This window comes from Nocardia sp. NPDC058499 (assembly GCF_042719915.1).
Classification (GTDB): domain Bacteria; phylum Actinomycetota; class Actinomycetes; order Mycobacteriales; family Mycobacteriaceae; genus Nocardia.
Window position 1 is genome coordinate 22,959 of record NZ_JBHXMZ010000020.1, and the last position, 25,290, is coordinate 48,248.

At 65.9% G+C, this 25,290-nt stretch carries 30 protein-coding genes; 13 read left to right on the forward strand and 17 right to left on the reverse strand.

Annotated elements, in window-relative coordinates; genetic code table 11:
* Nucleotides 1-5: 5 nt before the first annotated feature.
* The 3 genes from ACFWPH_RS33110 to ACFWPH_RS33120 are packed head-to-tail and all read right to left on the reverse strand — an operon-like array spanning nt 6 to nt 3,704.
* Nucleotides 6-698 (reverse strand): hypothetical protein, encoded by a 693-nt coding sequence (locus tag ACFWPH_RS33110; RefSeq protein WP_378756227.1) that lies wholly within the window; start codon nt 696-698, stop codon nt 6-8.
* A 17-nt stretch (nt 699-715) separates the two neighbouring features.
* The gene (locus ACFWPH_RS33115; protein WP_378756228.1) at nt 716-1,849 is read right to left on the reverse strand and encodes a hypothetical protein; all 1,134 of its coding nucleotides are present in this window, start codon (nt 1,847-1,849) and stop codon (nt 716-718) included.
* Between the two features lie 49 nt (nt 1,850-1,898).
* Entirely contained in the window at nt 1,899-3,704 is a 1,806-nt protein-coding gene (locus ACFWPH_RS33120) for a hypothetical protein (protein WP_378756229.1), read from the reverse strand.
* Between the two features lie 242 nt (nt 3,705-3,946).
* Between ACFWPH_RS33120 and ACFWPH_RS33125 the strand changes: the two genes are divergently transcribed.
* Entirely contained in the window at nt 3,947-4,663 is a 717-nt protein-coding gene (locus ACFWPH_RS33125) for a hypothetical protein (protein WP_378756230.1), read from the forward strand.
* 41 nt (nt 4,664-4,704) lie between these two features.
* Nucleotides 4,705-5,064: a hypothetical protein gene (locus ACFWPH_RS33130; RefSeq protein ID WP_378756231.1), complete on the forward strand. Its 360-nt coding sequence runs from the start codon at nt 4,705-4,707 to the stop codon at nt 5,062-5,064.
* 22 nt (nt 5,065-5,086) lie between these two features.
* On the opposite strand, the gene ACFWPH_RS33135 is transcribed toward ACFWPH_RS33130, so the two are convergent.
* The 7 genes from ACFWPH_RS33135 to ACFWPH_RS33165 all read right to left on the reverse strand — a co-directional run bounded on the left by ACFWPH_RS33135 (nt 5,087) and on the right by ACFWPH_RS33165 (nt 10,993).
* On the reverse strand, nt 5,087-6,454 hold the full coding sequence (locus ACFWPH_RS33135; RefSeq protein WP_378756232.1) for a cytochrome P450: 1,368 nt from the start codon (nt 6,452-6,454) through the stop codon (nt 5,087-5,089).
* The gene (locus ACFWPH_RS33140; RefSeq protein ID WP_378756233.1) at nt 6,451-7,617 is read right to left on the reverse strand and encodes a DUF6545 domain-containing protein; all 1,167 of its coding nucleotides are present in this window, start codon (nt 7,615-7,617) and stop codon (nt 6,451-6,453) included. The genes ACFWPH_RS33135 and ACFWPH_RS33140 overlap by 4 nt, the downstream gene beginning before the upstream one ends.
* A complete protein-coding gene (locus ACFWPH_RS33145) occupies nt 7,614-8,108 on the reverse strand; it encodes a hypothetical protein (RefSeq protein WP_378756235.1) in 495 nt (164 codons plus the stop codon). The genes ACFWPH_RS33140 and ACFWPH_RS33145 overlap by 4 nt, the downstream gene beginning before the upstream one ends.
* 188 nt (nt 8,109-8,296) lie before the next feature.
* Entirely contained in the window at nt 8,297-8,905 is a 609-nt protein-coding gene (locus ACFWPH_RS33150; protein ID WP_378756236.1) for a bifunctional DNA primase/polymerase, read from the reverse strand.
* On the reverse strand, nt 8,898-9,287 hold the full coding sequence (locus tag ACFWPH_RS33155; RefSeq protein ID WP_378756237.1) for a hypothetical protein: 390 nt from the start codon (nt 9,285-9,287) through the stop codon (nt 8,898-8,900). The genes ACFWPH_RS33150 and ACFWPH_RS33155 overlap by 8 nt, the downstream gene beginning before the upstream one ends.
* Before the next feature lie 354 nt (nt 9,288-9,641).
* A complete protein-coding gene (locus ACFWPH_RS33160) occupies nt 9,642-10,094 on the reverse strand; it encodes a DUF397 domain-containing protein (RefSeq protein WP_378756238.1) in 453 nt (150 codons plus the stop codon).
* On the reverse strand, nt 10,091-10,993 hold the full coding sequence (locus tag ACFWPH_RS33165) for a helix-turn-helix domain-containing protein (protein ID WP_378756240.1): 903 nt from the start codon (nt 10,991-10,993) through the stop codon (nt 10,091-10,093). The genes ACFWPH_RS33160 and ACFWPH_RS33165 overlap by 4 nt, the downstream gene beginning before the upstream one ends.
* Before the next feature lie 317 nt (nt 10,994-11,310).
* Here ACFWPH_RS33165 and ACFWPH_RS33170 point away from each other — a divergent pair, with 317 nt between their 5' ends.
* From ACFWPH_RS33170 to ACFWPH_RS33215, 10 genes are all read left to right on the forward strand, one after another.
* On the forward strand, nt 11,311-11,610 hold the full coding sequence (locus tag ACFWPH_RS33170) for a hypothetical protein (RefSeq protein WP_378756241.1): 300 nt from the start codon (nt 11,311-11,313) through the stop codon (nt 11,608-11,610).
* A 193-nt stretch (nt 11,611-11,803) separates the two neighbouring features.
* Nucleotides 11,804-12,055 (forward strand): hypothetical protein, encoded by a 252-nt coding sequence (locus ACFWPH_RS33175; RefSeq protein WP_378756242.1) that lies wholly within the window; start codon nt 11,804-11,806, stop codon nt 12,053-12,055.
* The gene (locus ACFWPH_RS33180) at nt 12,052-12,225 is read left to right on the forward strand and encodes a hypothetical protein (protein ID WP_378756243.1); all 174 of its coding nucleotides are present in this window, start codon (nt 12,052-12,054) and stop codon (nt 12,223-12,225) included. The genes ACFWPH_RS33175 and ACFWPH_RS33180 overlap by 4 nt, the downstream gene beginning before the upstream one ends.
* 317 nt (nt 12,226-12,542) lie before the next feature.
* On the forward strand, nt 12,543-13,802 hold the full coding sequence (locus tag ACFWPH_RS33185; protein WP_378756244.1) for a cytochrome P450: 1,260 nt from the start codon (nt 12,543-12,545) through the stop codon (nt 13,800-13,802).
* A 22-nt stretch (nt 13,803-13,824) separates the two neighbouring features.
* Nucleotides 13,825-15,054 (forward strand): cytochrome P450, encoded by a 1,230-nt coding sequence (locus tag ACFWPH_RS33190; protein WP_378756245.1) that lies wholly within the window; start codon nt 13,825-13,827, stop codon nt 15,052-15,054.
* Nucleotides 15,055-15,343: 289 nt separating this feature from the next.
* Nucleotides 15,344-16,891: a pyridoxal phosphate-dependent decarboxylase family protein gene (locus ACFWPH_RS33195; protein WP_378756247.1), complete on the forward strand. Its 1,548-nt coding sequence runs from the start codon at nt 15,344-15,346 to the stop codon at nt 16,889-16,891.
* On the forward strand, nt 16,888-17,586 hold the full coding sequence (locus ACFWPH_RS33200) for a hypothetical protein (RefSeq protein WP_378756248.1): 699 nt from the start codon (nt 16,888-16,890) through the stop codon (nt 17,584-17,586). The genes ACFWPH_RS33195 and ACFWPH_RS33200 overlap by 4 nt, the downstream gene beginning before the upstream one ends.
* Before the next feature lie 67 nt (nt 17,587-17,653).
* Entirely contained in the window at nt 17,654-19,372 is a 1,719-nt protein-coding gene (gene metG, locus ACFWPH_RS33205; RefSeq protein WP_378756249.1) for a methionine--tRNA ligase, read from the forward strand.
* A gap of 10 nt (nt 19,373-19,382) precedes the next feature.
* Nucleotides 19,383-19,880: a hypothetical protein gene (locus ACFWPH_RS33210; RefSeq protein WP_378756250.1), complete on the forward strand. Its 498-nt coding sequence runs from the start codon at nt 19,383-19,385 to the stop codon at nt 19,878-19,880.
* 266 nt (nt 19,881-20,146) lie between these two features.
* Nucleotides 20,147-20,596 (forward strand): hypothetical protein, encoded by a 450-nt coding sequence (locus ACFWPH_RS33215; protein WP_378756251.1) that lies wholly within the window; start codon nt 20,147-20,149, stop codon nt 20,594-20,596.
* Here the strand turns inward: ACFWPH_RS33215 and ACFWPH_RS33220 are convergent.
* Entirely contained in the window at nt 20,593-20,829 is a 237-nt protein-coding gene (locus tag ACFWPH_RS33220) for a hypothetical protein (protein WP_378756252.1), read from the reverse strand. The two genes, ACFWPH_RS33215 and ACFWPH_RS33220, sit on opposite strands and share 4 nt — an antisense overlap.
* A 374-nt stretch (nt 20,830-21,203) precedes the next feature.
* On the opposite strand from ACFWPH_RS33220, the gene ACFWPH_RS33225 reads away from it, so the two are divergent.
* A complete protein-coding gene (locus tag ACFWPH_RS33225) occupies nt 21,204-21,347 on the forward strand; it encodes a hypothetical protein (RefSeq protein WP_378756253.1) in 144 nt (47 codons plus the stop codon).
* Between the two features lie 180 nt (nt 21,348-21,527).
* Here the strand turns inward: ACFWPH_RS33225 and ACFWPH_RS33230 are convergent, their stop codons facing one another.
* The 6 genes from ACFWPH_RS33230 to ACFWPH_RS33255 all read right to left on the reverse strand — a co-directional run bounded on the left by ACFWPH_RS33230 (nt 21,528) and on the right by ACFWPH_RS33255 (nt 24,990).
* Nucleotides 21,528-22,550, reverse strand: a complete 1,023-nt coding sequence (locus ACFWPH_RS33230; RefSeq protein ID WP_378756254.1) for a tyrosine-type recombinase/integrase — start codon at nt 22,548-22,550, stop codon at nt 21,528-21,530.
* 109 nt (nt 22,551-22,659) lie between these two features.
* A complete protein-coding gene (locus tag ACFWPH_RS33235) occupies nt 22,660-23,163 on the reverse strand; it encodes a GNAT family N-acetyltransferase (protein ID WP_378756255.1) in 504 nt (167 codons plus the stop codon).
* A 63-nt stretch (nt 23,164-23,226) separates the two neighbouring features.
* Nucleotides 23,227-24,165, reverse strand: coding sequence for a hypothetical protein (locus tag ACFWPH_RS33240; protein WP_378756256.1), 939 nt, complete (start codon nt 24,163-24,165; stop codon nt 23,227-23,229).
* 14 nt (nt 24,166-24,179) lie between these two features.
* Entirely contained in the window at nt 24,180-24,305 is a 126-nt protein-coding gene (locus tag ACFWPH_RS33245) for a hypothetical protein (RefSeq protein ID WP_378756257.1), read from the reverse strand.
* The gene (locus ACFWPH_RS33250; RefSeq protein WP_378756258.1) at nt 24,302-24,736 is read right to left on the reverse strand and encodes a PIN domain-containing protein; all 435 of its coding nucleotides are present in this window, start codon (nt 24,734-24,736) and stop codon (nt 24,302-24,304) included. The genes ACFWPH_RS33245 and ACFWPH_RS33250 overlap by 4 nt, the downstream gene beginning before the upstream one ends.
* Nucleotides 24,733-24,990: a plasmid stabilization protein gene (locus ACFWPH_RS33255; protein ID WP_378756259.1), complete on the reverse strand. Its 258-nt coding sequence runs from the start codon at nt 24,988-24,990 to the stop codon at nt 24,733-24,735. Before ACFWPH_RS33255 ends, ACFWPH_RS33250 begins: the two co-directional genes overlap by 4 nt.
* Nucleotides 24,991-25,290: the final 300 nt, after the last annotated feature.

A 25,290-nucleotide genomic window follows, 5' to 3' on the forward strand; every position in this document is an offset into this window, starting at 1 on the left:
CCTTCCTATGCGGGTTTGTCTTCGATGCGGACGACTCGGTAACCGCCCTCACCTGGGGCCACGGTGATGACCATGAGCCAGGACACCGGGGCGGCCGACGGCGCGGGCTGGTAGCGAACTGAGGTTTCGAAACGGTTCTCACCGGCCGGTGTGACCGATGCACACCAGGGCGCATCGGCGGGGATGGACGCGATGCCGTCGGCCACCTGCGCCGGTCCGGGGACGCCGGGCCCGTTGTCGGTGACTTCCATGACGGCGGCCGGATCTCGGCGGCCGAAGTAGCGGAATTCGTATTCGGCAATCACGCCCTCGCCGGTGGCTCGGTCGCCGCCGGTGTTGCTGACCAGAGCCCCACCGATCCGGCCCGGGGTACAGAAGTCAGGCGGGGCGCTCGTGGTGGCCGTGTTCGGGCTGGGCGCAGTGGTCACGATCTTGTAGGGGTGGGCGCTGTCGGTGCCGCCGGTGCGGTTCGACAGGCCCACCGCCACTCCTACGGCGGTGACCACGGCGATTGCGGCCACACCGCCAACCAGCACCCAGCGGCCGGGGCCCCGGCGGGCGCCCTTCGCCGCCGGGATTACCCCGCTCGCGGTCGGTGCGGGCCGCCGCTGTTTGCGGCGGCGTGTGTCGGTGCTGGTAGGTGCGGGGACGGCGGCGTTGTCGAGCCACTGCCGCCACCGCTGAGATTCCTCGACCACTGCGGCCCCTCCTCGAATTAGGCCGGAATGCGCGGCAAGAGACCAGCGAGGTTCGCTACCGCGTCGTGGGCTTGCTGCTGGGCCTGCTGGATCTGCTGCGGAGCCTGCGCAACCTGCTGCTGCGCCCATCCGGCCGCGTCGTCGATGGCCTGGTTGACGTCGAAGTGGCCGGGCACCGGAGCCGGAGCGGCAGGGGCGGGCAACGGCGCGGCCTGTGCGTCCGGCGCGGGCTCCGGAGCCGGGGCAGGTTCCGGAACCGGGAGCGGCGGAAGCGGGTTGGTGGGCATCTCCGGGTTTCCGGGCCCGCCGGACAGTGCTGCACCGGCAACGCCGCCGATCACTCCGCCAGCTGCGGCACCGGCGGCACCGCCGATCGCTGCACCGGCGGCGCCCGCGGCCGCTGCGCCGGCGGCCGCGCCGAGCGCGGTACCGGCGACCCCGGATGTCACGGTCCCGACGACAGGTACGGGAACCAGAGTTCCCAGAGCGGCACCGGCGATACCGCCGACGGTCCCGCCGATCAGCCCACCGGCTACGGCGGCGGGTACACCCACCACTACCGCTCCGGCTGTGCCGCCGACCAGCGCACCCGCGGCCGCGCCGGTCGTGGTCCCGGCGGCCGCACGGCTGGCCTGGTCCGGCGGCATTCCAGCGGAGGTGTAAACGCCATCAACGACGGAGTTGCCGTAGTCCAGCCACCCGTTCGCCCACTCGGCAGCATCGCGCGGAACGAAGTCCGGACGCGGGATGGTGGATGCACCTGAGCCGAGCACGTCCGGCGGTGTCGGCGGCAAGATGATCTGCTGGTACGTGGGCGGTGCGGCGGGAGCTTCGGGCGTAGCCTGCTGCCCGCCATCGTTGTTCGTACCGCCACCGTCATACGCCGCTCCATCGTCGTATGCGCCGCCACCGTCGTATGCGCCGCCGCTGTTGGGCGGGGTTTGCCGCCAGACGGTCGCGGGCGGAGCCTGCGGCAATGTGGACAGACCGGGGGTGACCGGCTCCGGCACCGGGGGCTGGGTGGCCTGCGGTGAGGGGCTGGTGCGCGGAACCTGCGGACTCGGTGTGGTGGGCTCGGCGGTAGCGACCCCGGCGACCATGCACACCGTGCAGGCTGCGCCGACGGCGGCCGTGGTGATCTTCTTATACATTCCTAGTTTCCTTCCTGGACAGCAGATATCGAGGCGATTGGGTTGGGAATCAGATGGTTCGGAAGGCCATGAATCTGGCCGCCGCTCCCTCGTGGACGAGGTAGAACAGGCCGGTGTGCAGCTGGCGGACCTGCTGCGGGCTGACTGCGAATGTCTGCTGTGCGCGAGCGGAGTTGATGCCGTGGCCGTACGGGTCGCCTGCGGCTTCCAGCTGCCAGCGCGTACCGGCAGATTCGGTCACGGTGTCGGGCAGCGCGGAGCGGCCGAGCACGACGGCGGTTCCCGCGCCGAGCATTCGGCGCTGCATCTGCGCATCGAGGCTGAAGGATTCGATGGTCTGACCGGCCAGGATGAGACCAACATCGCCCGCGCGGGCGGTCTCGTAGATTCGAACGGCTTCGTCGGCGGCATCGGTGTCGGGGTCGACCATTTGCGGGAACTCGTCGATGGTCACCGAGAGCGGATGTTGACGTTCTCCGGCTTTGCTCTGTTCGGAGCGCTGGGCCAGTAGCTCGCGCAGATCGCGCAGCATGAGGTTCGCCAGCAGACGCTCGGCCGGGCGTACCGGGACCAGGGAAACGATCGTCGCTGATCCCTTGGGCAGCTTCGTAAAGCTCCATCCCTCGCCGGTTTTCGGCAGCAGGCGACGCAGCGGCGCGAACATGGCGTCTACGTCCTGGGCCACCGATTTGGCTTCGGTATCGCCGTGGCGGTCTTCCTCGGTGATCGGCCCGGCCAGCTTCGCGCCGAGATGGCGCACCGGGTCGGCCAGGCGCTCGGTCAGCTCATCGAGGGACTTCACCAGGGGTTTGGTGCCGCGCCCGTCGATAATGATGTCCAGCACGCGGCGCATCCGCTTGGTGTAGTAGTCGGTCGATTGTGTCTTGGGCGCGATGAACATGAGCCGGTCGAGCAGCTCGTCACGGGTGGTGTCGAAGAAGTCCCATCCGCCGCGTTCGACGCGAACGAGCTGTTCGGCGCCGACGTAATCGCGCTGGGCGCGGGCGTCGGCGGCGAACCGCGCCGCGTCCTCCGCGATCCCCTTCAAGTCGATGAAGACCGTGGTCATGCCCATGCGGTTCTGCGCGGCGTGGATGCCTGCCAGGAACTCGGTTTTGCCGACGCCGGAACCGGCGAACACCTGCATACGTTGCTGACCAGCCGTGGCCGGGACCAGCAGCAGATCGCAGTTCGGCGCGGTGAATTGGGCCGAACGGCGGCGGTCGGTCATGGAATCGTCGGGCATGAGGATGCCGACGCCGTAGCGAACGTCCTTGCCGACCTCGACGGGAATCGGTGCGGTCATCAGGCGCTTTGGATCGACCACCGACAGACCTACGGTGTCCTCGTTGAGTGACACGCCGACGAAGCGGGCTACCTGCTCGTCGCCAGCTTCGGTCATCGCGCCGATGGCCTGGGCATTGACCAGCACGTCGCGGGTGCGGCCTTCCAGCAGTTCACGCCGCAGCAGGCGGCGGCCTATCAGGAATGCGCCCGGCGCACCAATCGCGCCCACGATCAGCGACGCGACAAACCACGGCCACAGCTCGGCTGGGGCGGCGCCGTGGGACATGTGCTGTAGAGCGGCCACGGTGAACCCGACGACCAGGGTGAACGATAGGCCGGACACGGCTATCAAGGGCCAGCGCTCGGGCGTGAGCCAGAGCCAGAAACGGCGGTGTTTGCTCGCGGCATATCCGCGGTTGCCGATCCCGAAGCCAATGCCCAGCGGCACCAAGCCCGGTGCGACGACCGCGCCGAACACCAGGCCGATAGCGGCCGCCGCGGCGGCGGTCGGCGGTTCGCCGCCGTTGGCCGGCTTGTTGGCCGCGGCGGCGGTGAGTGGGTTGGTCATCGCTGAGCCTTCCTTCGGTTTCTGACTTCGCGAACTGGGTGTCGCACCGGGAAGGACGCGGCTGCCAGTAGCTACAACCGCCGACTGTACTCAGCAAAACGCTTACTTTCAACAGTATTAGAGCTTGCTATCGTTAGTAAAAGTACCTGTTCTCCGATCATGAATGGTTGCATATGGCCATGGAAACTAAAGGTTGCGCTAATGGAAGGTGCCTGGTGGTATCCGGTAGCATCAGCGGGAATGTGGACGTAGCAGCCGTTCTGCAAGCGTTTCTACGTAGACGAGTCGAGGCGATGACACAACACCCCGAGTACCTGGGACAGGTGGCGCTCGCGCGGCGTAAAGCACTGAAGATGACCAAGCGGGCGGTTCACCAGGCCGTCGGGTTGAACCCGCTTACTATCGGCAAGATCGAAAGCGGGCAGGCCGGGCGAATCCACGCGGACACGCTGGCCAGACTGGACACGGCGTATCTGTGGGAGGAGGGTTCGGCCAAGGACGCATTCATGTCGCGTCTGCCTCCCAGGGAGATCAAGCCGGATTCTCCGAAGAAGCCCGTGCCGAACGTGCTCTACATCCCATTTCCGCCGGATCTGATCCAGAGGACCGTCAATCTGGCCAAGGACATCACCGATGCCGCTGCTGGTGATGAGCGGCTGGCCGAGATCGTGGACAGCGCGGATACCGTCGCGGATCGAATCCTGCGCGCTTGGACGATCGCCGACATCGAGCGCCAGCGGTTCGAAGGCACGTTGAGTGAGGCGACGATCGAAATGCTGCTCGGGCACTACATGCGCCGGGCCCCCCAGGCGCCGACCGCTCAGGACCACACCGAGCTGATGTACCTGCGTTGGCTGCTGGGCCGACTCCCCGATTCCGTGCCCGCCGAAGAAGAACGTTTTGCGGACCGGTGGGCGCAGGTACAGCAGATACTCGCGTCATCCAGAACCACCGAGTGAGGAACCCGATGTCACTACCGCTGGCCGTCAAGATCGAACACATGATCGAGTACAACCACAGCTGGGGTGAACCGGCGCTGACCAACGAACAGATCGCCGCCGAACTCACGAAAAAGCTGGGCCACGACATCGAGCCGGGCTACATTGCGAGCCTGCGCGACGGGACCACCGATGTGTTGCCCCGCGATGTCGCCGAAGCCCTGTGCACGCTGTGCGGGGTCACGGACGTGGGCTTACTGCTGCCGCGCGGCGATGAGGACGTAGACCTCGACATGCAAGTCCAGATATGGACGCTGGCGCGTGATCGCGGCGTTCAGCATCTCGCGGCGCGAACCATTACCCGTGACAAGATGCGGGAGCTGATCGCCGATCTGCGGGCGCTGCCTGCCCGCACTCGGTAATCAGCTCCCGCCCTGCGGTTGTTCACTTGAGGCGGCGGAACTCGATTTCCAGGTTGGAGGGCCGCAACGTCAGGTTCTCCTCAACGTCGAGTTCACCGCTACCGGCCAGCTCGAAATCCCGCACCATTGAGGCAATGATCAGTTTCGCCTCGTGCAAAGCGAACGCCTGGCCGATGCAGGACCGCGGCCCCGTGCCGAACGGGCGGTACATCCACGGCTTGGGCCGGAACCCGTCTTCCAGCCAGCGGTCCGGCCGGAATTCCTCGGCGTCGGCGCCCCACACGCTCGTGTCACGGTGGACGGCCAGCAGCAGCACGAATACCCATTCACCCGCGGAGATGTCGTAGCCGCCGAGTGTGGTGTCTTGTCGTGCGGCCCGGAAGAATCCCGGTGCGATGGGCCAGAGCCGCAGCGTTTCCGAGATCACCGCATCGGTGACCTTCAGTTTGGCCACGTCCTCGTAGGCGATCCGTCCATCGGTGCTCACCGCGGCGGCCTCGGCCCGGACGCGGGCCGCGAGTTCGGGATCTCGCGCGAGGAAATGCGCGACGAACGCGAGCAGGTTTCCGGTGGTCTCGTGCCCGGCGATGAACAGGGTGAGCACCTGGTCGGCAATGTTGTCGTCAGGCAGCGGTGTCCCGTTCTCGGGGTGCAGCATCCGGTCGAGCAGATCCGGGCACCGCGCACCGGTGCGCCGGCGGGTTTCGATGACATCGATGACGGTGTGCTTCATCAGCTCGATATCGGCGGCGTGCTGGTGGGCCCGTTTTCCGCCGGTCAGCGCGCCGAGCACCGGAATGGCCGATTCCTGGGCGTAGGAGAACACTCGGGTCAGCGCATCGGCGAACGGCGCCCGTCCCGCTGTGCGGTCCTCGAAGGCGCCGACCTCATGGCCGAATCCGGCCCGCGCGATGACTTCCAGGGCTGTATCGCCCATCATGGCCGCGGTGTCAGTGACGGTCCGGCCCTCGCCGAGCCAGCCCGCAGTCAGGTTCGCCACGCTCAGCATCGTGTCGTGGTAGCCCTGCATCGCGGCCGGGACGAAACCCCCGATCAGGGCCTCGTGTCCACGTTTCCACTCCGCCGTGTCGTTGCCCGCGGTGAACAGCCCGTCGTTGCCGATCTCGCGCAGCTTCTCATACGGCCGACCGAAGTGCCGTTGCCAGGTCTTCTCGTCGGTGATCTCCCGCATCAACTCCGCAGAGCCCGCGAACGTCAAATGCGTCCCGCCGATGAATGTCCGGCGATACAGCGGCCCCAGCTGGCCGAACTGCCACAAAGTTTTCTGGTTCGGGCGTTTACGGTCCATACCGAGCACATCGCCTAGGATCGGAACACGCTTGGGCGGATGCGGGATGGCCTGTGCAGCGGGTTTCGTCGTTGTCGTCATGCAGTCGCCTTTCGGACATTCATATCGGGAGCTTCTTCAGTGGGCTGACCTGAGCCGGTTCGGGTTCGGGTCCATTCGCGGGCGATATCCAGCACAAACGCGTCGTCTCCTACCCAGGGCGGGGCGGCCGCGGCCTGGTCACCGTGTTCGGCGTCCTCGGCGCTCAGCGCAGCGCGCAAGGCGCGGCAAACCTCCGGTGGGCTGGGATGGTGATCGAGACCGGTCAAGTACGGGGCCGCGGAGATCATCGTGTCCTCGATCTCGATTCGCATCCGGTGTTCGGTGACCTGCGGCAACGTATTCCGTGCGCGGACATGCAGACGCATCTCCGGACGGGCGGCCATCATGTCTTCCCACATCGGCCCGAGCACACGAATGTTCCGCGACGCCGCATCCCGGCGTAGCCGTATCGCCAGTGAGGTAGTGATGGACGGTACCGCCAGAAGCATGAGCAGCGCGACGGGAAGTAGGAACAGCAGGTCATTGCTGCCGGCACGGTCGGCGGCACTTTCGGCCGGTGCGCCGGCGGTGATCATCCACCCGGTCACGATCCGGGTCAGGCCGTCGAACCAGGACAGTGCGGCGCATATCGTGATGATCGCTCCGAACACGGCGCGGCCGCGGTTCTGCTTCCAGTGCCATATCAGGCTCAGTGCGGTGATCAGAGGCAGGATCTCGGCCAACACGGTCGGCAGGGAGTAGACCGTCAGGTAGACCCCCGGCCGCCAGCCTGACAATTCCTCGACAGCGATATTTGCCGCCCGCGCCGACGCGGAGATCCACGCCAGCACCCCGGCGAGTATCGCTACGCTCACCCAGATCAGCGGCACCGCCGGGCGCGGCACCGGCCGCCGCGCCCGCCAGAGCAGGCCAATCCACAAGATCGCGCCTGCCCCGACGAGTGCCGCCGCATGTGTCGCAAGCCGTATATCCGCCAGCGATATCCACCGGGTCAGTACTCCTTGCACTCCTTGGTCTCGTAGGAGCGCGGTGCACCACATGGACGCGACCAGCACCGCCACGGCCCAATCGAGGCGCACCCGTTCGATCAGGACGGCCATCCGCAGCATCACCGCGACGGCGATCCATGTCAGCAGGGCGGCGGCGACCGGTGCAGATAATGACGAGCTAGCCTCGGCCACCAACAGGGGGCTGGGGCTCATCGCCACATCAGCTCAACCAGCGATGCCGCTCTGTGTCCCGCCCCATTGATGTCATCTGGTCGGCCCCGGCTCAGGCCGGCCAAGTGCGTACCGAGCCATTCCGCTTCCCATTCCGCGGTTGAGTCGAAGTGCCGACGGTGCAAGATTTCGCGCACTCGTTGCGGGTCCAGGCCCTCGGCCAGTAGGGAGTCTGTGATTTCGAACCGGTTGTCGCCACGGTGTTCGAGTAGGACGTGACCGATCTCGTGCATGATCTCCTGGCGCTGGCCACGCGCCGACCGCGCTGGGTCGTACTTGATGACAAGTTCGCTGTTGGTGACCCACAGAGCGCCACAGCGTGACACCGCTGGCACATGCACCCGCCACGGGTCCAGAACGATCCGCTTTCCGAACCGTTCGGACAGATACGCCGTGAACTCGCCCACCGTCCATGGCGGCGTCAGAGGAATCCCATCCAAGATGCTCTGTAGCCGGCTCTCCTCCACCACCACCGCGACCCGACCTCCAGGTTCTATCCGCGATCTTCAGCACCGGCCCCGTTTCTACGTGCCGACTGTGCACAACACGGTCACGTAGCCACTTAGGAAGGACCGATTTTTCTACCAGTAGTAACCTCACGATACATCTGTGACATAAGCAGCAGTAACGACGTGTTCGCTTACTTCGCTACGTCCGCCGCTCAGCTAGCTGTGTCTCCGTACGGTGCCGGTGCTCGCCGTAGCGGACGGAAGCGCAACGAGCCGTTCGACTGCTGCTCCGGACTGACTAGCAGCGATGCCAGCCAGTCCGGCAGATCCGCAATCGGACAGTTCCGGGCCAGGGTGTAGGCCCCGGCCGGCACCACCGAACCGGGAGCCAGCAAGTAGCCGCCGCTGCGGCGGCCGGGGCCGCGGGTGTCGATTCCCGGCCCCAGACCGGCGGTCCCGCCGGAGGTGCTGAGCACCACGATATCGGCCGGGACTCGGAAGTACATGTGTATTCCGGCGCGGGGGGTGGCGGTGGTGAGCGTGGTGGGCCAATCGTGGCAATGGCGGGTACACAGGGCCTCGAAACTGGCTATCCCGTCCGCGTCGTCACCGTGGCGGTCCAGGTCCAGACCCATCACCGCCGAAGCGCGGCACCCGACCCCGAGGTTGCATTCCGCCGCCAGCCAGCGCCGGACCTGTTCGGGGTCGGTGGTTGCCCGCTGCTGCCAGCCGGGGCCGGGCCGTTTTTCGCTCGGCGGAAGGTCGAACACGGCCAGGCCGTGACCGACCGCTGCCAGCGCTAACGCGATTCGATCACTCATAGCAGTTGCACTGGTAGTGGTCGGTCGCTCCGCATTCCCCGCAATATTCCGCGTCTTCGTACTCATCCGGATCGAACTCCCGGTGTCGCCAGCCCGAGCATCGACCGCTGTAGCAGCCGCAACCTGGGCACTCCGGACAGACCATGCCGACCGTCCAGCCGCATGTATCGCAGAGCAGCTGATTGCGGGGGTCGTCGTAGATCTCCTCGGCTTCCGCCCAGGTCAGATCGTCGGATTCCATCAGCTCGTGAATCACCGCGGCGTCTTCGCGGGCCTGCTGGTAGGACTGTCCGGTGTTCTTCTTACGGCGGCGCGCTGCACGGGTCAGGGCACGGGTATCGCGCGGCATATCGGCCTCACTCTCTCCGGTAAGGTCCGCCACGCCGAACCTTACCGGCACGTAAACCGATGCCAGGCAAAAGGATTGGGGAGAGCCGCGCGGAGTCTGAGACATCTTCGATCCGGCGATTTGGTGCGGTCCGCGTGGGGAGCGCATCACCGAACGGGCTGGGGGCTCAACAGCCGCGCTCACCATAACTCAACCCACCGACAGACCGGCGGCAGGCCGGGATGCTCCCTGACGCAAATGACCGGGCCCGCGAATTTCGGGCCCGGTCAGCGGGTCTGTCGGGAACCAGGTGTCCGGCTCGGCGCGTGATCGTCGGACAGCGCCGGTCGTCCTGGCGCCCAAAGTCACATTACAAAGGCTGCCGCGCCAACTTCGTTGGCTTGCCTCCTAGACCCCAGTAAGCTGGTTTGCTGGTGCTTTCCACTCGTTCGCGAGGTCATCGAACTCGCCTTCGGCCACCGCGCTCGAGAAGTACAACCATTCGGTCGGCGTGTAGTCCAAGCGGATGCCGTCGGATGACGTGAGCGCGGCCGATCCGTCGGTGTGCACGGCGATGGCCGGCTCCGGGGAAGCGGCAGAGCGCCCAGCTACAACATCGAGAAAGTCACGCCACTGGGCAACGCTGATAGTGATGATCGGCTGGGCCTCGGGGTCGTTGTCGGGGCTGCGCAGGTACTTGCTGTCCCGAATCAGGATCGCGATGCCGTCGGCCTTGACCTCGACGCAGGCACCATTTTGTCCGTTGCGAGCGGCCTTCCGCCATACCCCGACCTCGACGCAGCTACCGTTCGATCCGCTCCGGCGGGCTTTCCGCCAGGTGACGGTGTCGTAGGGGGTCATTCTTCGAGTCCTTCCAATACTGAGATGATGAGTTCCTTGGATTTCGTGGCGCTGAGCGCCTTCTGGTCGATATCGCGCCACACCCGTTCATAAGCCGCGAACTCCGAGGGCTTGTTGAGATACATGGCACCGGTCAGTGTGTCCACGTAGGCAAGCGGTGGTTCGATGGGCTCTCCAATGGGGTCTTCGGGAAAGTCCAGGAGCATGAAGGAACTCGCCGCGTACATGCCGCCGTGAACTCCAGCAGCCCAGGGCAGAATACGGATCGAGACATTCGGACGCTTCATCATGTCGACTAGATGCTCGAACTGCCTGGTCATCAGCCCTGGACCGCCGATCGGGCGACAGAGGATCGCCTCATTCAGTACCACTTCGAAGCGGGGTGGTTTCGGGCGAGCGAGAATGCTCTGCCGTCCCATTCGCACCTGGAGCCGATTCTTCGCTTGCTCTGGAGTGGCGAGCCCCGCAGGGGTCTGGAAAAGCACCTCAGCGTATTCCTGTGTTTGTAACAGCCCAGGGATGTTCTCGGCCTGATAATCACGAATCCTGGTGGCGGAGTCCTCCATGATGACGAACAGGCCGAACCATTCTGGTAGCTCGGTGTTGGTGTAGTCGTGCCACCAAGACTTGGACCGCCCGTTACGGGTTTCCGCGGCGAGGGCCAGCAGGATTTCCCGGTCTTCCTCACTCGCCTCGTAGAGGTCGAGCAGGGCCTTGAGATTCGGCACAGTGTACCGAACGGCGGGGTTGCCTTCCTCCATCCGGACAATGGTCGATCGGCTGAGCGTAACGGCAGTGGAGACCTGATCCTGAGAGAGCTTGCGCTTGTCCCGCAATGCGGTCAGGCGGCGGCCGATATGCCGCCGGATGAGCGCGGTTCCCACGGTATCCAGTGCCACGTCAGCCCCCTCGATTAGTCGGGTTTGTGTCACGCAGATTAAACAACGACACACCTTTACCCCACAAGACTACCTCCCATCAGGTTCATCTTGGATCGAGGTCACTTCACTCTGTGCCGATTCGTTTCGGAGTTTCTGACACAGACTGATTTCAGGCATTGTGTTATCGGTCCGAGTGTAGAACACTGCTGATGTGGCCGGAGTCACCTCCGGCGCTCTCCAGACAGGGGCAGGTGAGCGATGACTGTGCAGATCGGGCCGAGTGTCCTTTTCGCTTGCGGGACAAACGAACCGCGGTTGCTGAGGTGGTGGTGGTGATGACTGCCAGCGAGAGCGACGAGCACCCATCCCGCCATGTGCAGACGCGAGCTCGCGGCGGCCTGTCCATCGCACAGGCGCGCGTTCTCCGAGCCCTGAGTTACGGAGGGATGCTGACCACACAGCAGATCGAGGCGGCGGCGGGCCTGACCCGGTGGAAGACCCGGCAGAGCATCACCGAGCTGAACCGCCGGGCTTTGGTCTTCACCCGCCGACAAACCGGCCGCTGCGAGATCACCGATTTGGGTCGGGCCACCTTGGCGGCCCATCACCCCGATTTCGGGCGAGTGGAGCGGTGACATGGGCCAGTTGCCGGACCGGATGCCCGGTGTGTACGCCGCCGAGTACGGCTGGGCGTACACCGCGCACGACCCACCTCCAGCCGATGTGATGGCCCGTGTTGTGCAGGGCCTACATGCGCTGGATGCCGATTCTTCCCGGCGGCGGAGTGATGCGCTCCTCCGCTGCCGGGAACCACGACAGGAGTCGACAGTGACCGAATATCGCACCGAGTGCGACGGATGGGCGGCTGTCTGGCGGATGGACCACGCGCGCATCCACATGATGCACGTGGGTGCCGCCGGTCCCGGCCGGCCGCCGTTGATGGAGGTCGATGCGCCTGCCGCTGCCCCGGACCTGGTGATCGCCCGGGAGTTATTCCCGAGCCTGACCCGCCTGTGGGACGCAGTGCGCAGCGACTATTGGCGTCACATTGTCGGGCCGAGGGCAGGAAGCACACCATGATGGAGGAACTGAGGGCTGAATTCCTGGCCGCACGGGCTTCCCGGCTGGGCTACCGGCTTGTTCAAACTGGCACTTTCCCCGAACGATGGACATTGCTGGATGCCCAGGACTCGGAACCGATTCGCGAGGATCTGGTTCTGACGGATGTCGAGCGATGGCTGAATGAGTAGGCCGGGGTTGACGTTGGCCGATGTCGTGACAGAAGTCGGTGGGCTCTGGCCGGTGTGTCGCCGAGTCGGTCAGCTTGCAGGCGCCGGGGAGGTTAATCGTGCGGCGGTGATCGCCGCTGAACTGTGCCTCCGCATCCCGGCCCGGCGGACCACGGTGGGCCGCGCCGAAGAATCCACCACCCAAGCAGCGGGAACCGTCGCCCGGAGCTAGATCCCGCTCACCACACCGATATTCCCCGCACGCCCGCCGACGAAGCCGGGCGCGCATTTCCGCATGTGCCCATACCAGCCTTCACCTTGTCTTGGAGTAACTGAACATGTCGATATCGCCGCCGGCCGCCGGAGTTCCGCGAGTGATGGGTTCCCCACTGGCACCCGCTAAGAAGCGGGTGCCGTTGTACACCTCGGAGTTCGCCGACGACCCGCACAAGGCGTTCCGGAAGATGCGGCAGGAGCACGGAACACTGGTCCCGGTGGATTTGGCTCCGGATGTGCCGGCCACGCTGGTGATCGGATACCGTACAGCTCTGCGAATCATGTACGACGACACGCATTTTCCGGCCGACCCGCGCCGCTGGCAGAAGACCGTCGATGCGGATTGCCCGGTTCTGCCGATGATGGAGTACCGGCCCAATGCGTTGCGGGAGGCGGGAGACGCGCATACGCGCCTGCGTCGCCCAATCGTCGCCGCGCTGGAGGCGGTGAGCTTGCAAGCGGTCCGGTCGGCCGTCGAACGGCTGGCGGTGCCGCTGATCAATTCGTTCTGTGAGGTCGGGACCGCGGATCTGCGTACCCAGTACGCATTCCCGCTCACGTTCCACACGCTCACCGAGCTGATGGGGATCTCCGGTGAGACCGGCCGGGCCGCGTTCGAGGGGATGGCGGCGATTCTGGATGCCACCTCCGCGGAGACCGCGGCCGAGGGCAATATGCGGTTCGCGGGGGCGTTGATGGAGACCATCGGACAGAAACGGCAGTGTCCGGCCGCGGATGTGACTTCGGCGATGATGGCTCATGCCGTGGGCCTCGACGATATGGAGATCGTCCAGGAAGCGGCGTTGGTGTACGCGGCCGGGACCGAGCCGACCACATCACTGATCACGACGACGATGCGGTTGATGCTCACCGATACCCGGTTCAGCGAACAGGTGCACGGTGGCGCGCTCTCGACTCGGGATGCGATTGATGAGGTGCTGTTCAACGACCCGCCGTTGCCGAACTTCTGTACCTCGTATCCGCGACAGCCGATCATGGTCGATGGGATGTGGCTGCCGGCGGATCAGCCGGTGGTGATCAGCATCGCGGCGTGCAACGCCGATCCGGCCGTGACCGGCCCGGAGCGGACCGGCAACCGTTCTCACCTGTCCTGGGGCATCGGCCCGCACGCCTGCATGGCCGATCGCCTCGCGCTGACCATCGCCAACAACGCGATCGACCAGCTCTTGGACGTGCTCCCGGACATGCAGCTCGCGATACCCGCCGACCAGCTGGCCTGGCGACCCGGGATATTCCACCGCGCCCTGACCGCCCTGCCGGTCCGCTTTCCTGCCACGCCACCAGTGCCCCTACCGCAGTAGCCCGAAACCGAGGAGTATCGCCATGACCCAGCAACAGCCCCTCCCGCCTCTGGTGCTCGACCCCGCCGGCACCGACGTTCCCACCGAGGTCCGGCAGCTCGCCGCGCGGGGCCCGATCACTGCGGTTGAACTTCCCGGCGGGGTACCAGCGCTGTCAGTGACCGACGCAACGCTGCTCAAGAAGCTGTTCGTGGATCCCCGGATCTCCAAGGACGCCGCACAGCATTGGCCGGCCCTGCAAAACGGTGAAATCCCCGAGGATTGGGTGATGTTGCCGTGGGTGGCGGTGTCGAACCTGCTCACCGCCTATGGCCTCGACCACCGCCGACTACGTCAGCTCATCGCGCCGGCGTTCACCCACCGCCGCACCGCAGACCTACAGCCACGTATCGCCGCCATCGCCACCGGCCTGCTCGACGACCTCGCCACCACACCGGTCGGCGAACCGGTGGATCTGCGGGCCCGGTTCGCCGTCGAACTGCCGATCCGGGTCATCGGCGAGTTGATGGGCGTGCCGGCCGAACTGTCGGCGCAGCTGCATACCTACGCGGGCGGCACGCTCGATACCTCCCTGTCCCCAGCCGAACTGCAAGCCAATTTCGCTGGCCTCTACACGGTGCTGGGCGAACTCCTCGACTACAAGCGCCAGCACCCGGGCGACGATCTGACCTCGGTGTTGATGCGGACTCACGCCGAGGACGGGTCACGGCTATCCGAAGAAGAACTCAGCGATTCCCTGCTACTGATCATCGTCGCCGGTCACGAGACCACCGCCAACCTAATCGCCAACGCCATCTATGCGCTGCTGACCCACCCGGAAACCCGGCCTGTCGGCCCGGACACAGATTCCGAGTGGCGGGATGTCATCGAGGAATCCTTACGGCGGGACCCGCCGATCGCTCATATGCCGATGCGGTTCGCCGTCGAAGATATCGACCTGCCCGGCGGCCTCCGTATTCCGAAGGGCTCGGCACTCCTGGCCACCCTCGCCGGCCCCGGCCGCGATCCGAACATCCACGACCGCCCAGACGAATTCGCCCCCACCCGGGCGGTCAAAGACCACCTCGCTTTCGGTCACGGCGTTCACCACTGCCTTGGTGCACCCTTGGCGCGGCTGGAAGCCTTCGTGGGGCTGCCCGCGCTCTTCGCCCGGTACCCCGATATGCGGCTCGCCACCACCGACCCCGCAGTGATCGGTTCAGTCCCGAGCCTGGTCACCAACGGCCCCCGCACATTGCCGGTGATCGTCTGATGGAGGTCTGGATGTCGAATAGTTCAGCTGCAACGTTCGCAGGTACCAAAGCGAGCGGCGGTTGACGAGTTCTTTTGGCCAGGAATGTAATCCGCTCCCACCCGCATTTCGGGAGTCGTATCGTCAGCGTGGTAGTCGTGTGACCGTCCCGGGGTGATGGGGACGGCACCGCTGAACAGACATAGCCCGGTGGTGGGCGGTTGCCATCGGTTAGACGCCTGTTCCAGGCGTTTTCGGAATCGGGATGTGCCGCAGCTCCGTCCGGTCTGCGGTGGAAGGAAGCCGCGTTATGACCGAAACTACCGTCGCCTCGACGGAGGTTGCTGCGTTTCTGGGCCCTGGTGGTCTCGATCGGGACAGTGCCCGCCGGGTGTTGGGGCAGGTACTCGATATCGGGCTGGCGTTCAAGTACCGGCAGCGGTTCATGGCTCCCCGCGACAGCGCAGTACTCGACGCCATCGCCACCGAATCGTTGCCGCTGTCCGGGTGTGATCTGGGTGAGCTGTTGTCGGAGTTGGAGTCCCGGTATCTGCCGACCATGCCGAACTTCGCGTCGCCGATGTTCGCGGGGTTCCCCGATGCCGGGAACAACCTCGCCGCGGTGGCCGGGGCCGTGCTCGGTGAGCTGGTGGATGTGAACCTGATCAACGCGGAGTTCTGTTCGCGTGGCGCCACCGAAATGGAGATCGCGCTTATCCGCTGGCTCCGCGCCCTGTCCGGGTTCGACGTGCCCTCAACGCCGCCAGCCTCGGCATTGGAGGTTGGCGGGGTACCGACCACCGGCGGCACGGGCGCGAACTTCGCCGCCGTGCTCCTGGCCCGTGAACGCGCGTTTCCCGGCAGCCGGGCCGAGGGCCTGCCCTCAGGCGCGCGACCGGTGATCGTGCTTCCCGACGGTATCGGTCACTACACGATCGCGGCCTCGGCGGCGTGGGCCGGACTGGGCAATACCGCCACCACGCACTATCCAGTGCAGGACTTCCGCTACGACCTCACCGAACTGGATCGCCGGTTGCGCGCGGCCCGCGCGAATGGTGAGCAGGTGATCATGGCGGTGTGTTACGCCGGGGACAGCCGGACGATGACCATCGAGCACCTGGGCGAGTTCGCCGCGGTGGTGCGCCGGCATTACCCGGATGCCTGGTTGCATTGCGACGGCTGCCACGGCACGAGCCTGTTGTTCTCCGACCGGTATCGGCGTCGTCTCGATGGGCTGGCGGTCTACGACTCGGTGATGCTCGACCCGCACAAGGTGTTGAGCGTGCCCTACTCGAACTCGTTTCTGCTGCTACGTTCACCGGCCGACGCGGCGCTGATCGCTACGGAGTCCGAATTGATCCTGCGGCACGCGCGCTCCCTCGGCCAGATCACACCAGCGACCGGCAGCCGCTCGTTCCAGAGCTTGCGGACGTGGATGCTGATCAAAGCGCTCGGCGTCGCCGGGGTCGGGAGCATGATCGAATCCCGGATCGACATCGCGCATCGGTTCGCCGCGCTGGTCGATGCGCACCCCCGTTTCGTCCGGCTCAACGAGGTCAGCATCAACTCGGTGGCCTTCACCGTGGTTCCGCCGGACGCGACTGTTCCTTTCGATTCGGCGACCGGGCAGCGTTCGGCGGCCCTGACGGTCGGTGCCTATGAACGGATGCTCGCCGATGGCGCGATCTACCTGCACAGTTTCGTGCTACCCGATTCCGAAAACCGGCTCGGCCTGGGCCGCGCGCACACGCACCCGGTCTTGCGGTTCATGTCCGGCAACGGCCTGATCAGCGAACACGATCTCGTGAACCTCCTCGATACCGCGGCCGCCTATATCCATGACGGGAGCCTCGCGTGAAAAGCGACAACCAGCGGGCTTCTACGGAGGCCCTGGACGCGATGCGCCAAGCCGCGGTGGACGTGCTGCCCGGCCACGGTCCCCGTGCCGTGGTCATCTATGGCTCGTTCGGTCGGATGCGGCAGAAAACAGCGTCCGATATGGATGTGTTGTTCGTCGGCGAATACGACACAGCCGCGGTGCAGCGGTTGACCGATGCCATCATCGCCTACAGCCGTGAGCGGGGCCTGGTCCTGGATGAGGAGGTGCCGTACACGAACAAGGTCCTGGTCGATTGGGAGGAGCTGGAGCAGGCTGCCAGCTGTGCCGTGTTCTCCGGCAGTCCGCGCCTGATCCCGATCCGGCGCCATCCCGATTTCCTGTCCTCGAGATACATGCGGGCGCGGCTGTTCGTCACCGGTGTACTCGCCCAGCGGACATTGACCTGGAGTGAGGACGTGGCGCGCCTGGAAGCCCTGCGTGCCCGCGCTCAAGCGGGCCTGGTCCTGGCCGCCCTGGACGATCTACGCGCGCTCGATGTCGAAATCGACGAAGACACCGTGGTCGAATACCTGATCGGGCAGGGCATTTCCAGCGCCGATTGGCTCGGCTTCGAACCCGATCCGGCCACACTGCGCCACATGCAGGCATTCGTGGAACGCACCCTGCACACACACCTGCTGGCGACCGCTCAGGGGGCGGATGCCGGTGAGTAGGATCGGCCCATCCGTCGGCGTGGACAGCGTGCCGGCACCGCACACAGAATCGAGGGGAAACGCCGCGATGCCAAGGCATTTGATCACCAGCGCCCTGCCGTACATCAACGGAGTCAAACATCTGGGCAATCTGGTGGGTTCGATGCTGCCCGCGGACGTGTACGCCCGATACCTACGAGCACGCGGGAATGACGTGCTGTATGTGTGCGCTACCGACGAACACGGCACCCCCGCCGAACTGGCGGCCGCCGATGCGGGGATGTCGGTCGCCGAGTTCTGTGCGCAGGCGCACGACACGCAGAAGGCGATCTACGACGGGTTCGGATTGTCGTTCGACGTGTTCGGCCGGACTTCTTCTCCGCAGAATATCGAGATCACACAGCATTTCGCGCGCAGGTTGTTCGAGAATGGGTTCATCGAACAGCGTCCGGTCACCCAGGTCTATTCGCCGGCCGATGGGCGGTTCCTGCCCGACCGCTACGTCACCGGCACCTGCCCGCACTGCGGCTACGACCGCGCCCGCGGCGATCAGTGCGAGAACTGCACGCGGCTGCTCGAACCAACGGACCTGCTGAACCCGCGTTCGGCGATCAGCGGGTCCGCTGATCTCGAAGTCCGCGACACCAGCCACCTGTTCCTGCTGCAATCCAAGCTGCAACCCGAGGTGGAGGACTGGATCGACCGGGTAAGCGGCAACTGGCCGCACCTGGCGACCTCCATTGCCCGTAAATGGCTCGCCGAGGGCCTGCGCGATCGTGCGATCACCCGCGATCTGGATTGGGGTGTTCCGGTGCCGGCCGATACGTGGCCGGATCTCGCGGCGGACGGGAAGGTGTTCTACGTCTGGTTCGATGCCCCGATCGGCTACCTGGCCGCGACCAAGGAATACTCCGACGCCGATCCCGCCCGCCGGGACTGGAAAAGCTGGTGGTACGACGCCGGCGACGTGCACTACACCGAGTTCATGGGCAAAGACAACGTCCCATTCCACACGGTAATGTTCCCCGCCACCGAACTCGGGGTGCGGGAGCCGTGGAAGATGGTCGATTACATCAAGTCCTTCTCCTGGCTCAACTACTACGGCGGCAAGTTCTCGACCTCCCAGCGCCGCGGGATCTTCACCGATGCCGCGTTGGAGCTGTTGCCGGCCGACTACTGGCGTTACTTCATGATCGCCAATGCCCCCGAATCCGATGATGTGAGCTTCACGTGGGAGCTGTTCGCTTCGCAGACGAACAAGGATCTCGCCGATGTCCTGGGCAACTTCGTCAACCGGGTATTGACGTTCTGTGCCAAGAGGTTCGGGGACCAACTGCCCGACGGCGCCTCTGCGGGGGAGGCCGAACAGGAACTCGGCCGTCGACTCTCGCAGCTGCTCGCCGACTACGAACAGCACCTCGACGCGATCGAACTCCGCAAGGCCACCGCGACCCTGCGGGCGATGTGGAGCGTGGCCAACGAATACATCAACGACCGCGCGCCGTGGGCTCAGATCAAAACCGACCCAGACGCGGCCGCGCTCACGCTGCGCACCGCGGCCAACATGATCTTCCTGTTCGGCGTGATCTCCGCGCCGATCATCCCAGCGACCGCCGAAACGCTGCGCGGACTCTGGCAACAGCCCGACCTCGACGGTATCGGCTGGCCCGAACACACCGATGTCGAAGCCCTGTCCTGGGTGCGCCCGGGAACCGGGTTCACCGTGCCGCCGGTGCTGTTCACGAAAATCACCGATGACCAGGTGAGTTCATGGCGCAAGAAGTTCGGCGCAGGCGACCAGGAGTAAGGGGGGCCTCGTGCGGGTGCCTGACTACGTGCTCAGTGGTGACACACCGATCCCGGATGAGCTGGCGACGCTGGATGCTCAGCCGGTGACGTATGCCGGTGAGCCGATGATCGCGCTCATTCGGCGCGCGGCGGCGGCCGAAATGACCGCGGATGGTCAACTGCTCAGCGCGGATGTCCTGATGGACGGGGCAACGGTCCTCGGTGCCCGGCCAGCGATGCCGGACCGGGATTTCCGATGGCCGGCGGCGCCGGGGTGGTCAGCTGAGTTCGAGAGCAATGAGCTGTTGATCTCCGCACCGGTTCCGGACCCTGCCGGCTCGCAGTTCTACGGTGGGACGTTCTATCCGGATTCCGGGTGGTGCACGCGGGCGAGGGCGATGACGCGGAAACGTGGTGGGGTCGTCGTGCTCATCGGTATCGATCAGACGGTCAGTGACCTCGATCCGGCAATCGAGGCTGGTCGGGTGTGTTGGGTCAGGGTGCCCCTGACCCAACACCATGAGTAGGCTGGCCCGCCGCTGTCCACGTCCCGATTGAGCCCGGTGCGGCCGGTAATCGCCCAGCATCTCCTTCCTCTGTCGCGTACTATCGGTGCAGGTCAGCTATCCCCCCAGCTGACGCCCGCACGGTAGTGCATTCCCCCCTTGCGCACCGTGCCGGATAGATGCCGCCGAACTACCCCCCTGGTTCGGCGGCATCGCCGTATCAGGAGGCTCCGGGCCGCTGGTAGACGTGTGAGCTTCGGACGGGCACAAAGTGACATCATCCATGTGTGACTGACCACGGGCACGAAGGATTCGAGATCCCACCCGGGAAACTGGATGGCTGGGGCGCGGATACCGAGCTACTCGGCCAGCTCATAGGCGCGGCCTACGATGAGTGCCCCTCGTGCCAGGAGGCTCTATTGACGCTGCTCGCCGAGAATGCGCCGACCACAGCACAGCTCGTTGAACTGGCCTGTATCGCCGTGCGCGAGACCTTGGGCGGCATCCCGGTGGATCTGGTGGACGCCGCCGACCCCGATAACCCGGTGCCGATCGGGTTCCGCCGGCTGGCTCTGTCGGTGGTCGAACATACCGAACCCGCGGCCCTGGCCGCGCAGTGCGCCGGCCTTCCGGCCGCGGAACGGCACGCGGCCGCGCGTACCGCTACCGCGCTGTTCGTCGGCGAGATGCGGGCGGCCGGGCACGGCTTCGATGACGTTCGGCGTCAACAGATCTAGTCGTCGCCGCGCAGGCCGGCAGTCCCGAACATCGCGAACAGATTCAAGTCGGCCGCCAGCCGGTCACTGTCCTGCTGCCAGCGCACCGCCTTGACTGTCTCCCGCCCGTATCTGGCGAACAGATCGTCCAGCAACGCATTCGCCGCGTCCGTCTCGCCGCGGTGGTGGGCATCCTGGAGCTGGCGCAACTGGTCGGAAATGGCGCGCTCATCGGCGGCCGGGATATCGCTCACACCTTCAATCCTGCCTGACCCGCTGACCCACCCGGGGCGCGATCGTCGTCCGATGCTGCTGGATGGGGGATGATGGACTTCATCGGGACGCAGGTGGAAGACACCGCCGTGCGCCTGCGTGCTGTTCCCGGTGGCAAGGTGCGCTCTCGACGGTCGGTGCACCTCGGAATCAGCGAGCGGTAATCGTGAGGAAAGACCGTCACCGTTTCGGCGGTGACGGGTATCGCAGCGGACGGAATCCGCCGGTGCACGCTGCGTTTGGCCTACCCAGGTAGATGAAACGACCGCCGCCGATAAGCCACGCCTGGGCAGCCATTCGCGCGAACGTGATTGCTGGTGATCGGGCGTGGCCCACTCTCCCCAAGGAGGAGTTCATGGGTAAGGAACCGATGGACCGGGATTCGGCCGACCGGATCGCGGCTGCTGCCGAACGCGATCCCGACAGCTCTACAGCGCAATCGGGCTTCGACGAACGTGCTGGTGCCGCCGCCGACCGCAACGAGTCAGACGACGATTGAGTTGACCGGGCAGGCCCCGGCTATCGGCCGGGGCCTGCCCGGAACTCCACCCGAATGCTTGTTGCTGGGCGAGGGCTCTGGCAGACTGACCGAGGGCCGTGGCGGGCGGCCCTACGGCCTGCTGATACAGCGGGAGATCCCGTTGAAGAAGCGCACCGCTCCACCCGCCCAATAAATCGGTCACAACCCGATGCCCTTGGTTGCGTTGTCTGCCCAGCGGTCCACGATCCGCAGGTATTTGTACAGCTCGGCGCTGGTCGGGTTCCATCCGCCCTGGTCTGCAATGGTTTTCACGTCGTGGCCCGCCTTGCGTGCCTCGGTCGCCAGTCCGGCGCGCAAGCTGTGGCCGGTGCGGTACGGGACTCCGGCGGCCGACGCCGCGCGTGTGACGACTTCGCCGCATGCCCGGGGTGACATCCGGGCGTCGCTGAGGTTGCCGTGCCGGTCGATGGGTCGGAACAGCGGCCCGGCGAGCCGAAGGCCGGCAGCCTCGGTCCATGTCCGTACGGCCCGGACCGGGCAGGTTCCGGGGTTGGTGCCTCGGTCTACGGCGGCTTCGCGGGCTCCGGTCTTGCCGTACCGGATGGTGACGGCCAGGCCCTCGTCATGCTCGATCACATCGGTTACGTCCAGGGCGGCCAGGTTCGACCGGCGCGCGGCGATGGCGAATCCGAGCAGCACGATTGCGCGGTCTCGGTGACCGGCAAGGTTCGGCGGCAGCGCCGCGCAGATCCGGCGCAGGTCCGGAACGGTCGCGGCCGGTGATTGCCCGCGGCCGCGCGGGGTGTTCGCCTCGGCCAGCTCGCGGCGGTAGTTGGTGAGGGTCTGCCGTGCGGCGGTGATGGTCTGCTTCGGTACCTCGATGCCGTGCAGCTGGCGCAAGGTCATGATGACGCCGTAGAGGCGGCGTTCTGCGGTGGAAGGGGCCAGCTCGTTGCGCTCGTGCCAGGCCATGAACGCCACGAACACGCCCATGTTCGTGACGGTCGGCGGTACCGGTGTGCCGTGCGGATCTTGCTCGGCGAGAGTGGAGTTCAGATCCTCGAGGAATCGCAGCCACGCGCGCCAGTCGGCGCGATATGCCTCCTCGGTGTTCCGGATCGGGCGGGCGTACTCGGCGGCCGCCACGTCCAGCACGGCCAGCCGATCCGCCAGCGTGGGATCTGCCAGCCCGCGTGTCTCGGCCGGAACGATATCGGTCACGGCCGGATCATAGGCACCGGCACCGACGGAAAACCGTGTGCCGGGGCGCCGGTGCTCGGCCGGAGGCGGGGATTGCGCTGCCGCGCGCGATCGGCATGCCTCGAACAGGTCACATCCAGTATGAACAAATTCCGTCGATCGTCTCGGTGGACACGACGCTGCCCACGTTGTGAATGACGCCGCGTGATCCGGCGTTGTCGGCGCGGCAGGTGAGCAATGCCGGTCGGATACCGAGGCCCGTTGCCAGGCTCAATGTTTGGCGGAGGATTTCTGTCCCGTACCCGCGCCGGCGGTACTGGGGAGCGACAACGTAGCCGATGTGCCCACCCCACCGCGTCAGTTTCTCGGTGAGCCTGTGGCGGATGTCGCTGCTGCCGACCAGCACGCCGCCGAGATCGGCGACCAGGAAGGTATAAGGTACCGCTCCCGGCGGCAGACCGACGCCGCTTCGCGCGTTGTCCTGGATGGCAAGGTATTCCGGCCAGGAGATACCCGGCGGGTAGTCCTTGGCGAATATCGCGCCCTCGTGGGTGATCGCCGATCGGAGCGTGAGAAAGCGCTGTTCGTCGCCGGGCATCAATGTTCGCACGGTCAGAACGTCGGCGCGGGTCATGCGCTGATGTTGAAGCTGCGGTGCGGGCGGTGCAACCGGATTATCGCGTAGGCCCGTAGTGGATCAGTCCGTGGTTGCTGGGGGCGTGCCCCGGTCCACTGTCCTCCCGTCACCGAGCGCCGCTACATCGTCGTATGCGGCCGCGCGGGCAATGGTCTGGTCGGCCACGTCACGGCCGCCGCCGGTGTAGGTCGCTGCGGATGCGGACAACTCCGCGGTGAGCATGTGCACCTGTTCCCGTCTGCGGGCCTGTGGTTCCGCGTGCTCGTCGCGCAGGGATTCGGCGGCGTCTGCGGCCTCGGCGGTGACCACGCGCTTCGCCAGCTCCCGCGCGGCGTCGGCCGCGGCTACCAGTTCGTCGGCGTCGGTGTTGAGGTCGGCAATCAACGGTTCGATGACCGCGCGGGCCTGCCGAGCTGCGGCTTGGTCCATGTCCGACGTGGTTTCCTTCCGCAGTTCTTCACCTGCCTGGGCCAGCGCCGCGATGCGCTGCCCGGTGACGGCCATCTGCCATAGGACAGTGGCATAGTCGGTCTCACCGAGAAAGTCACCGGTGAGAGAGCGGCTGGCTGTCAGGTCGCGGGCGGCTAGCACCGCGCGGGCCAGTGGCTTGCGGACCTCGGCGGGCCACCCGGCCACGTCGGCTCCGGCGATCACGTGGCGTGACCGTGCGCGGGCGTAGACGTGGGCACCGCCTCGCACACCCAGCAACACCAGCACCGCCAGCACGAACGCGCCGGCAAGGGCCACCGGCGCGAGCGCGCCATCGCCGGTCACAAACAGCATCGCCACGCCGGCCAGCGCTGCGCCGCCCACTACCCCGCACGACCCGACCGCTACGCGCGAGAAGAATGTTGGTGTCAGTAGCGGCAAGTCGGCGGGGTTGCCGATGGTGATCTTTGCCCAGTCCAGACGGGCCGGGTCGTACCGCCACCACTCCTGCACTGCCGGGCGGCTGCTGGGCTCGGAATCGATGGCTGGTCGAATCACGTTGCCGTCCATGGGTTCTCCGTTGATCAGTGGTAGACGTGGTAGATGACCAAGGCTATGACGATGGCGAACTGACCGAAGATGCCGAACAGGTTGAGCATGTCCATGAAGGGTTCTCGGCGGTAGCCGTAGTAGCGGCGTCGTCGGCTCACGGCTGCAATCCCTCCGTCTGCCACGGGTCGATCGTGGGCACGCCGGCCGCGGCGAACGGCGAGGTGTCGCGAGTCGCGACACTGGAACCTGCGGCCGCGGCGATGGCGGCGATCATGCCGTCCGCGGTGGCGATGGCGAGCCCGGCGGCGCGGGCGGCGGCACGCAGGCGCGCGTATTCGGTGGTGGCGGCCAGGTCGTAGGGCAGGATACGGCCGGAGAACGCGGGCAAAGTGCGGTTTTCGAGCCACGCGGCGTATTCGTCGCGGCGGCGCCCGGGGGGCATGGCCGCGATGCCGTAGCGGAGTTCGCCGACGGTGACGGTGGTGAGGTACAGGGTTTCGGCGTTCTGGGCGTCGAACCATGCCGCGACCCGCAGGTCCGGGGTTTTGGCGAATGGTTCGCTGATGACGTTGGTGTCCAGGACGATCACCGGCCGAACTCCACGGGTTCGGTCGGGGTGCGGTCGCGGCCGAAGTATTCGTCGCGTTCGTCGTCGGTGAGCCGGTTCTCTTCGCTGATGCCAGCGAACAGGAGGCTGCCGAGTTTGATCCGTTCATCCGGTTGCACGGCGTCGGTGAGGATGGCGCGGATCTCGTCCGCGGTGCTGTGGCCGTGCGTGGCCGCGCGTTGACGGATCGCGCGGTGTACTTCATCGCTCAGATTACGGACTAGAACGTTCTTCATGCGATATCATCTCCTTGCCTCGGATATCTAAGATATCACAATGGACATATAGATATCACTTCGCGTTCTGACCCCCTACAAGGACGCTTATAGGCGGTCAGCCATAGTGGCACTATGGGCCATATGGCGATTCCGGCGACTCGAACACTGCGGGAGATGCCAGTCCTCCACGAAACGCCGGGAAACTTCGCGCGCCAGCCTTCCGCGCCGACCTCGTAGACGAACAGTGCGCCGTAGGGCCGCCCTCGGGCGGCCCGAGTTCCGCGAACTGGGCGAGGGCCGCTGGTTCGACCAGTTCAG

Coding starts and splice junctions, on each gene's coding strand:
- ACFWPH_RS33115 (WP_378756228.1), bottom strand. CDS start 1,849: ATGTATAAGAAGATCACCACGGCCGCCGTCGGCGCAGCCTGCACGGTG.
- ACFWPH_RS33120 (WP_378756229.1), bottom strand. CDS start 3,704: ATGACCAACCCACTCACCGCCGCCGCGGCCAACAAGCCGGCCAACGGC.
- ACFWPH_RS33130 (WP_378756231.1), top strand. CDS start 4,705: ATGATCGAGTACAACCACAGCTGGGGTGAACCGGCGCTGACCAACGAA.
- ACFWPH_RS33135 (WP_378756232.1), bottom strand. CDS start 6,454: ATGACGACAACGACGAAACCCGCTGCACAGGCCATCCCGCATCCGCCC.
- ACFWPH_RS33140 (WP_378756233.1), bottom strand. CDS start 7,617: ATGAGCCCCAGCCCCCTGTTGGTGGCCGAGGCTAGCTCGTCATTATCT.
- ACFWPH_RS33150 (WP_378756236.1), bottom strand. CDS start 8,905: ATGAGTGATCGAATCGCGTTAGCGCTGGCAGCGGTCGGTCACGGCCTG.
- ACFWPH_RS33160 (WP_378756238.1), bottom strand. CDS start 10,094: ATGACCCCCTACGACACCGTCACCTGGCGGAAAGCCCGCCGGAGCGGA.
- ACFWPH_RS33170 (WP_378756241.1), top strand. CDS start 11,311: ATGACTGCCAGCGAGAGCGACGAGCACCCATCCCGCCATGTGCAGACG.
- ACFWPH_RS33180 (WP_378756243.1), top strand. CDS start 12,052: ATGATGGAGGAACTGAGGGCTGAATTCCTGGCCGCACGGGCTTCCCGG.
- ACFWPH_RS33185 (WP_378756244.1), top strand. CDS start 12,543: ATGTCGATATCGCCGCCGGCCGCCGGAGTTCCGCGAGTGATGGGTTCC.
- ACFWPH_RS33190 (WP_378756245.1), top strand. CDS start 13,825: ATGACCCAGCAACAGCCCCTCCCGCCTCTGGTGCTCGACCCCGCCGGC.
- ACFWPH_RS33195 (WP_378756247.1), top strand. CDS start 15,344: ATGACCGAAACTACCGTCGCCTCGACGGAGGTTGCTGCGTTTCTGGGC.
- metG (WP_378756249.1), top strand. CDS start 17,654: ATGCCAAGGCATTTGATCACCAGCGCCCTGCCGTACATCAACGGAGTC.
- ACFWPH_RS33225 (WP_378756253.1), top strand. CDS start 21,204: ATGGGTAAGGAACCGATGGACCGGGATTCGGCCGACCGGATCGCGGCT.
- ACFWPH_RS33235 (WP_378756255.1), bottom strand. CDS start 23,163: ATGACCCGCGCCGACGTTCTGACCGTGCGAACATTGATGCCCGGCGAC.
- ACFWPH_RS33240 (WP_378756256.1), bottom strand. CDS start 24,165: ATGGACGGCAACGTGATTCGACCAGCCATCGATTCCGAGCCCAGCAGC.
- ACFWPH_RS33255 (WP_378756259.1), bottom strand. CDS start 24,990: ATGAAGAACGTTCTAGTCCGTAATCTGAGCGATGAAGTACACCGCGCG.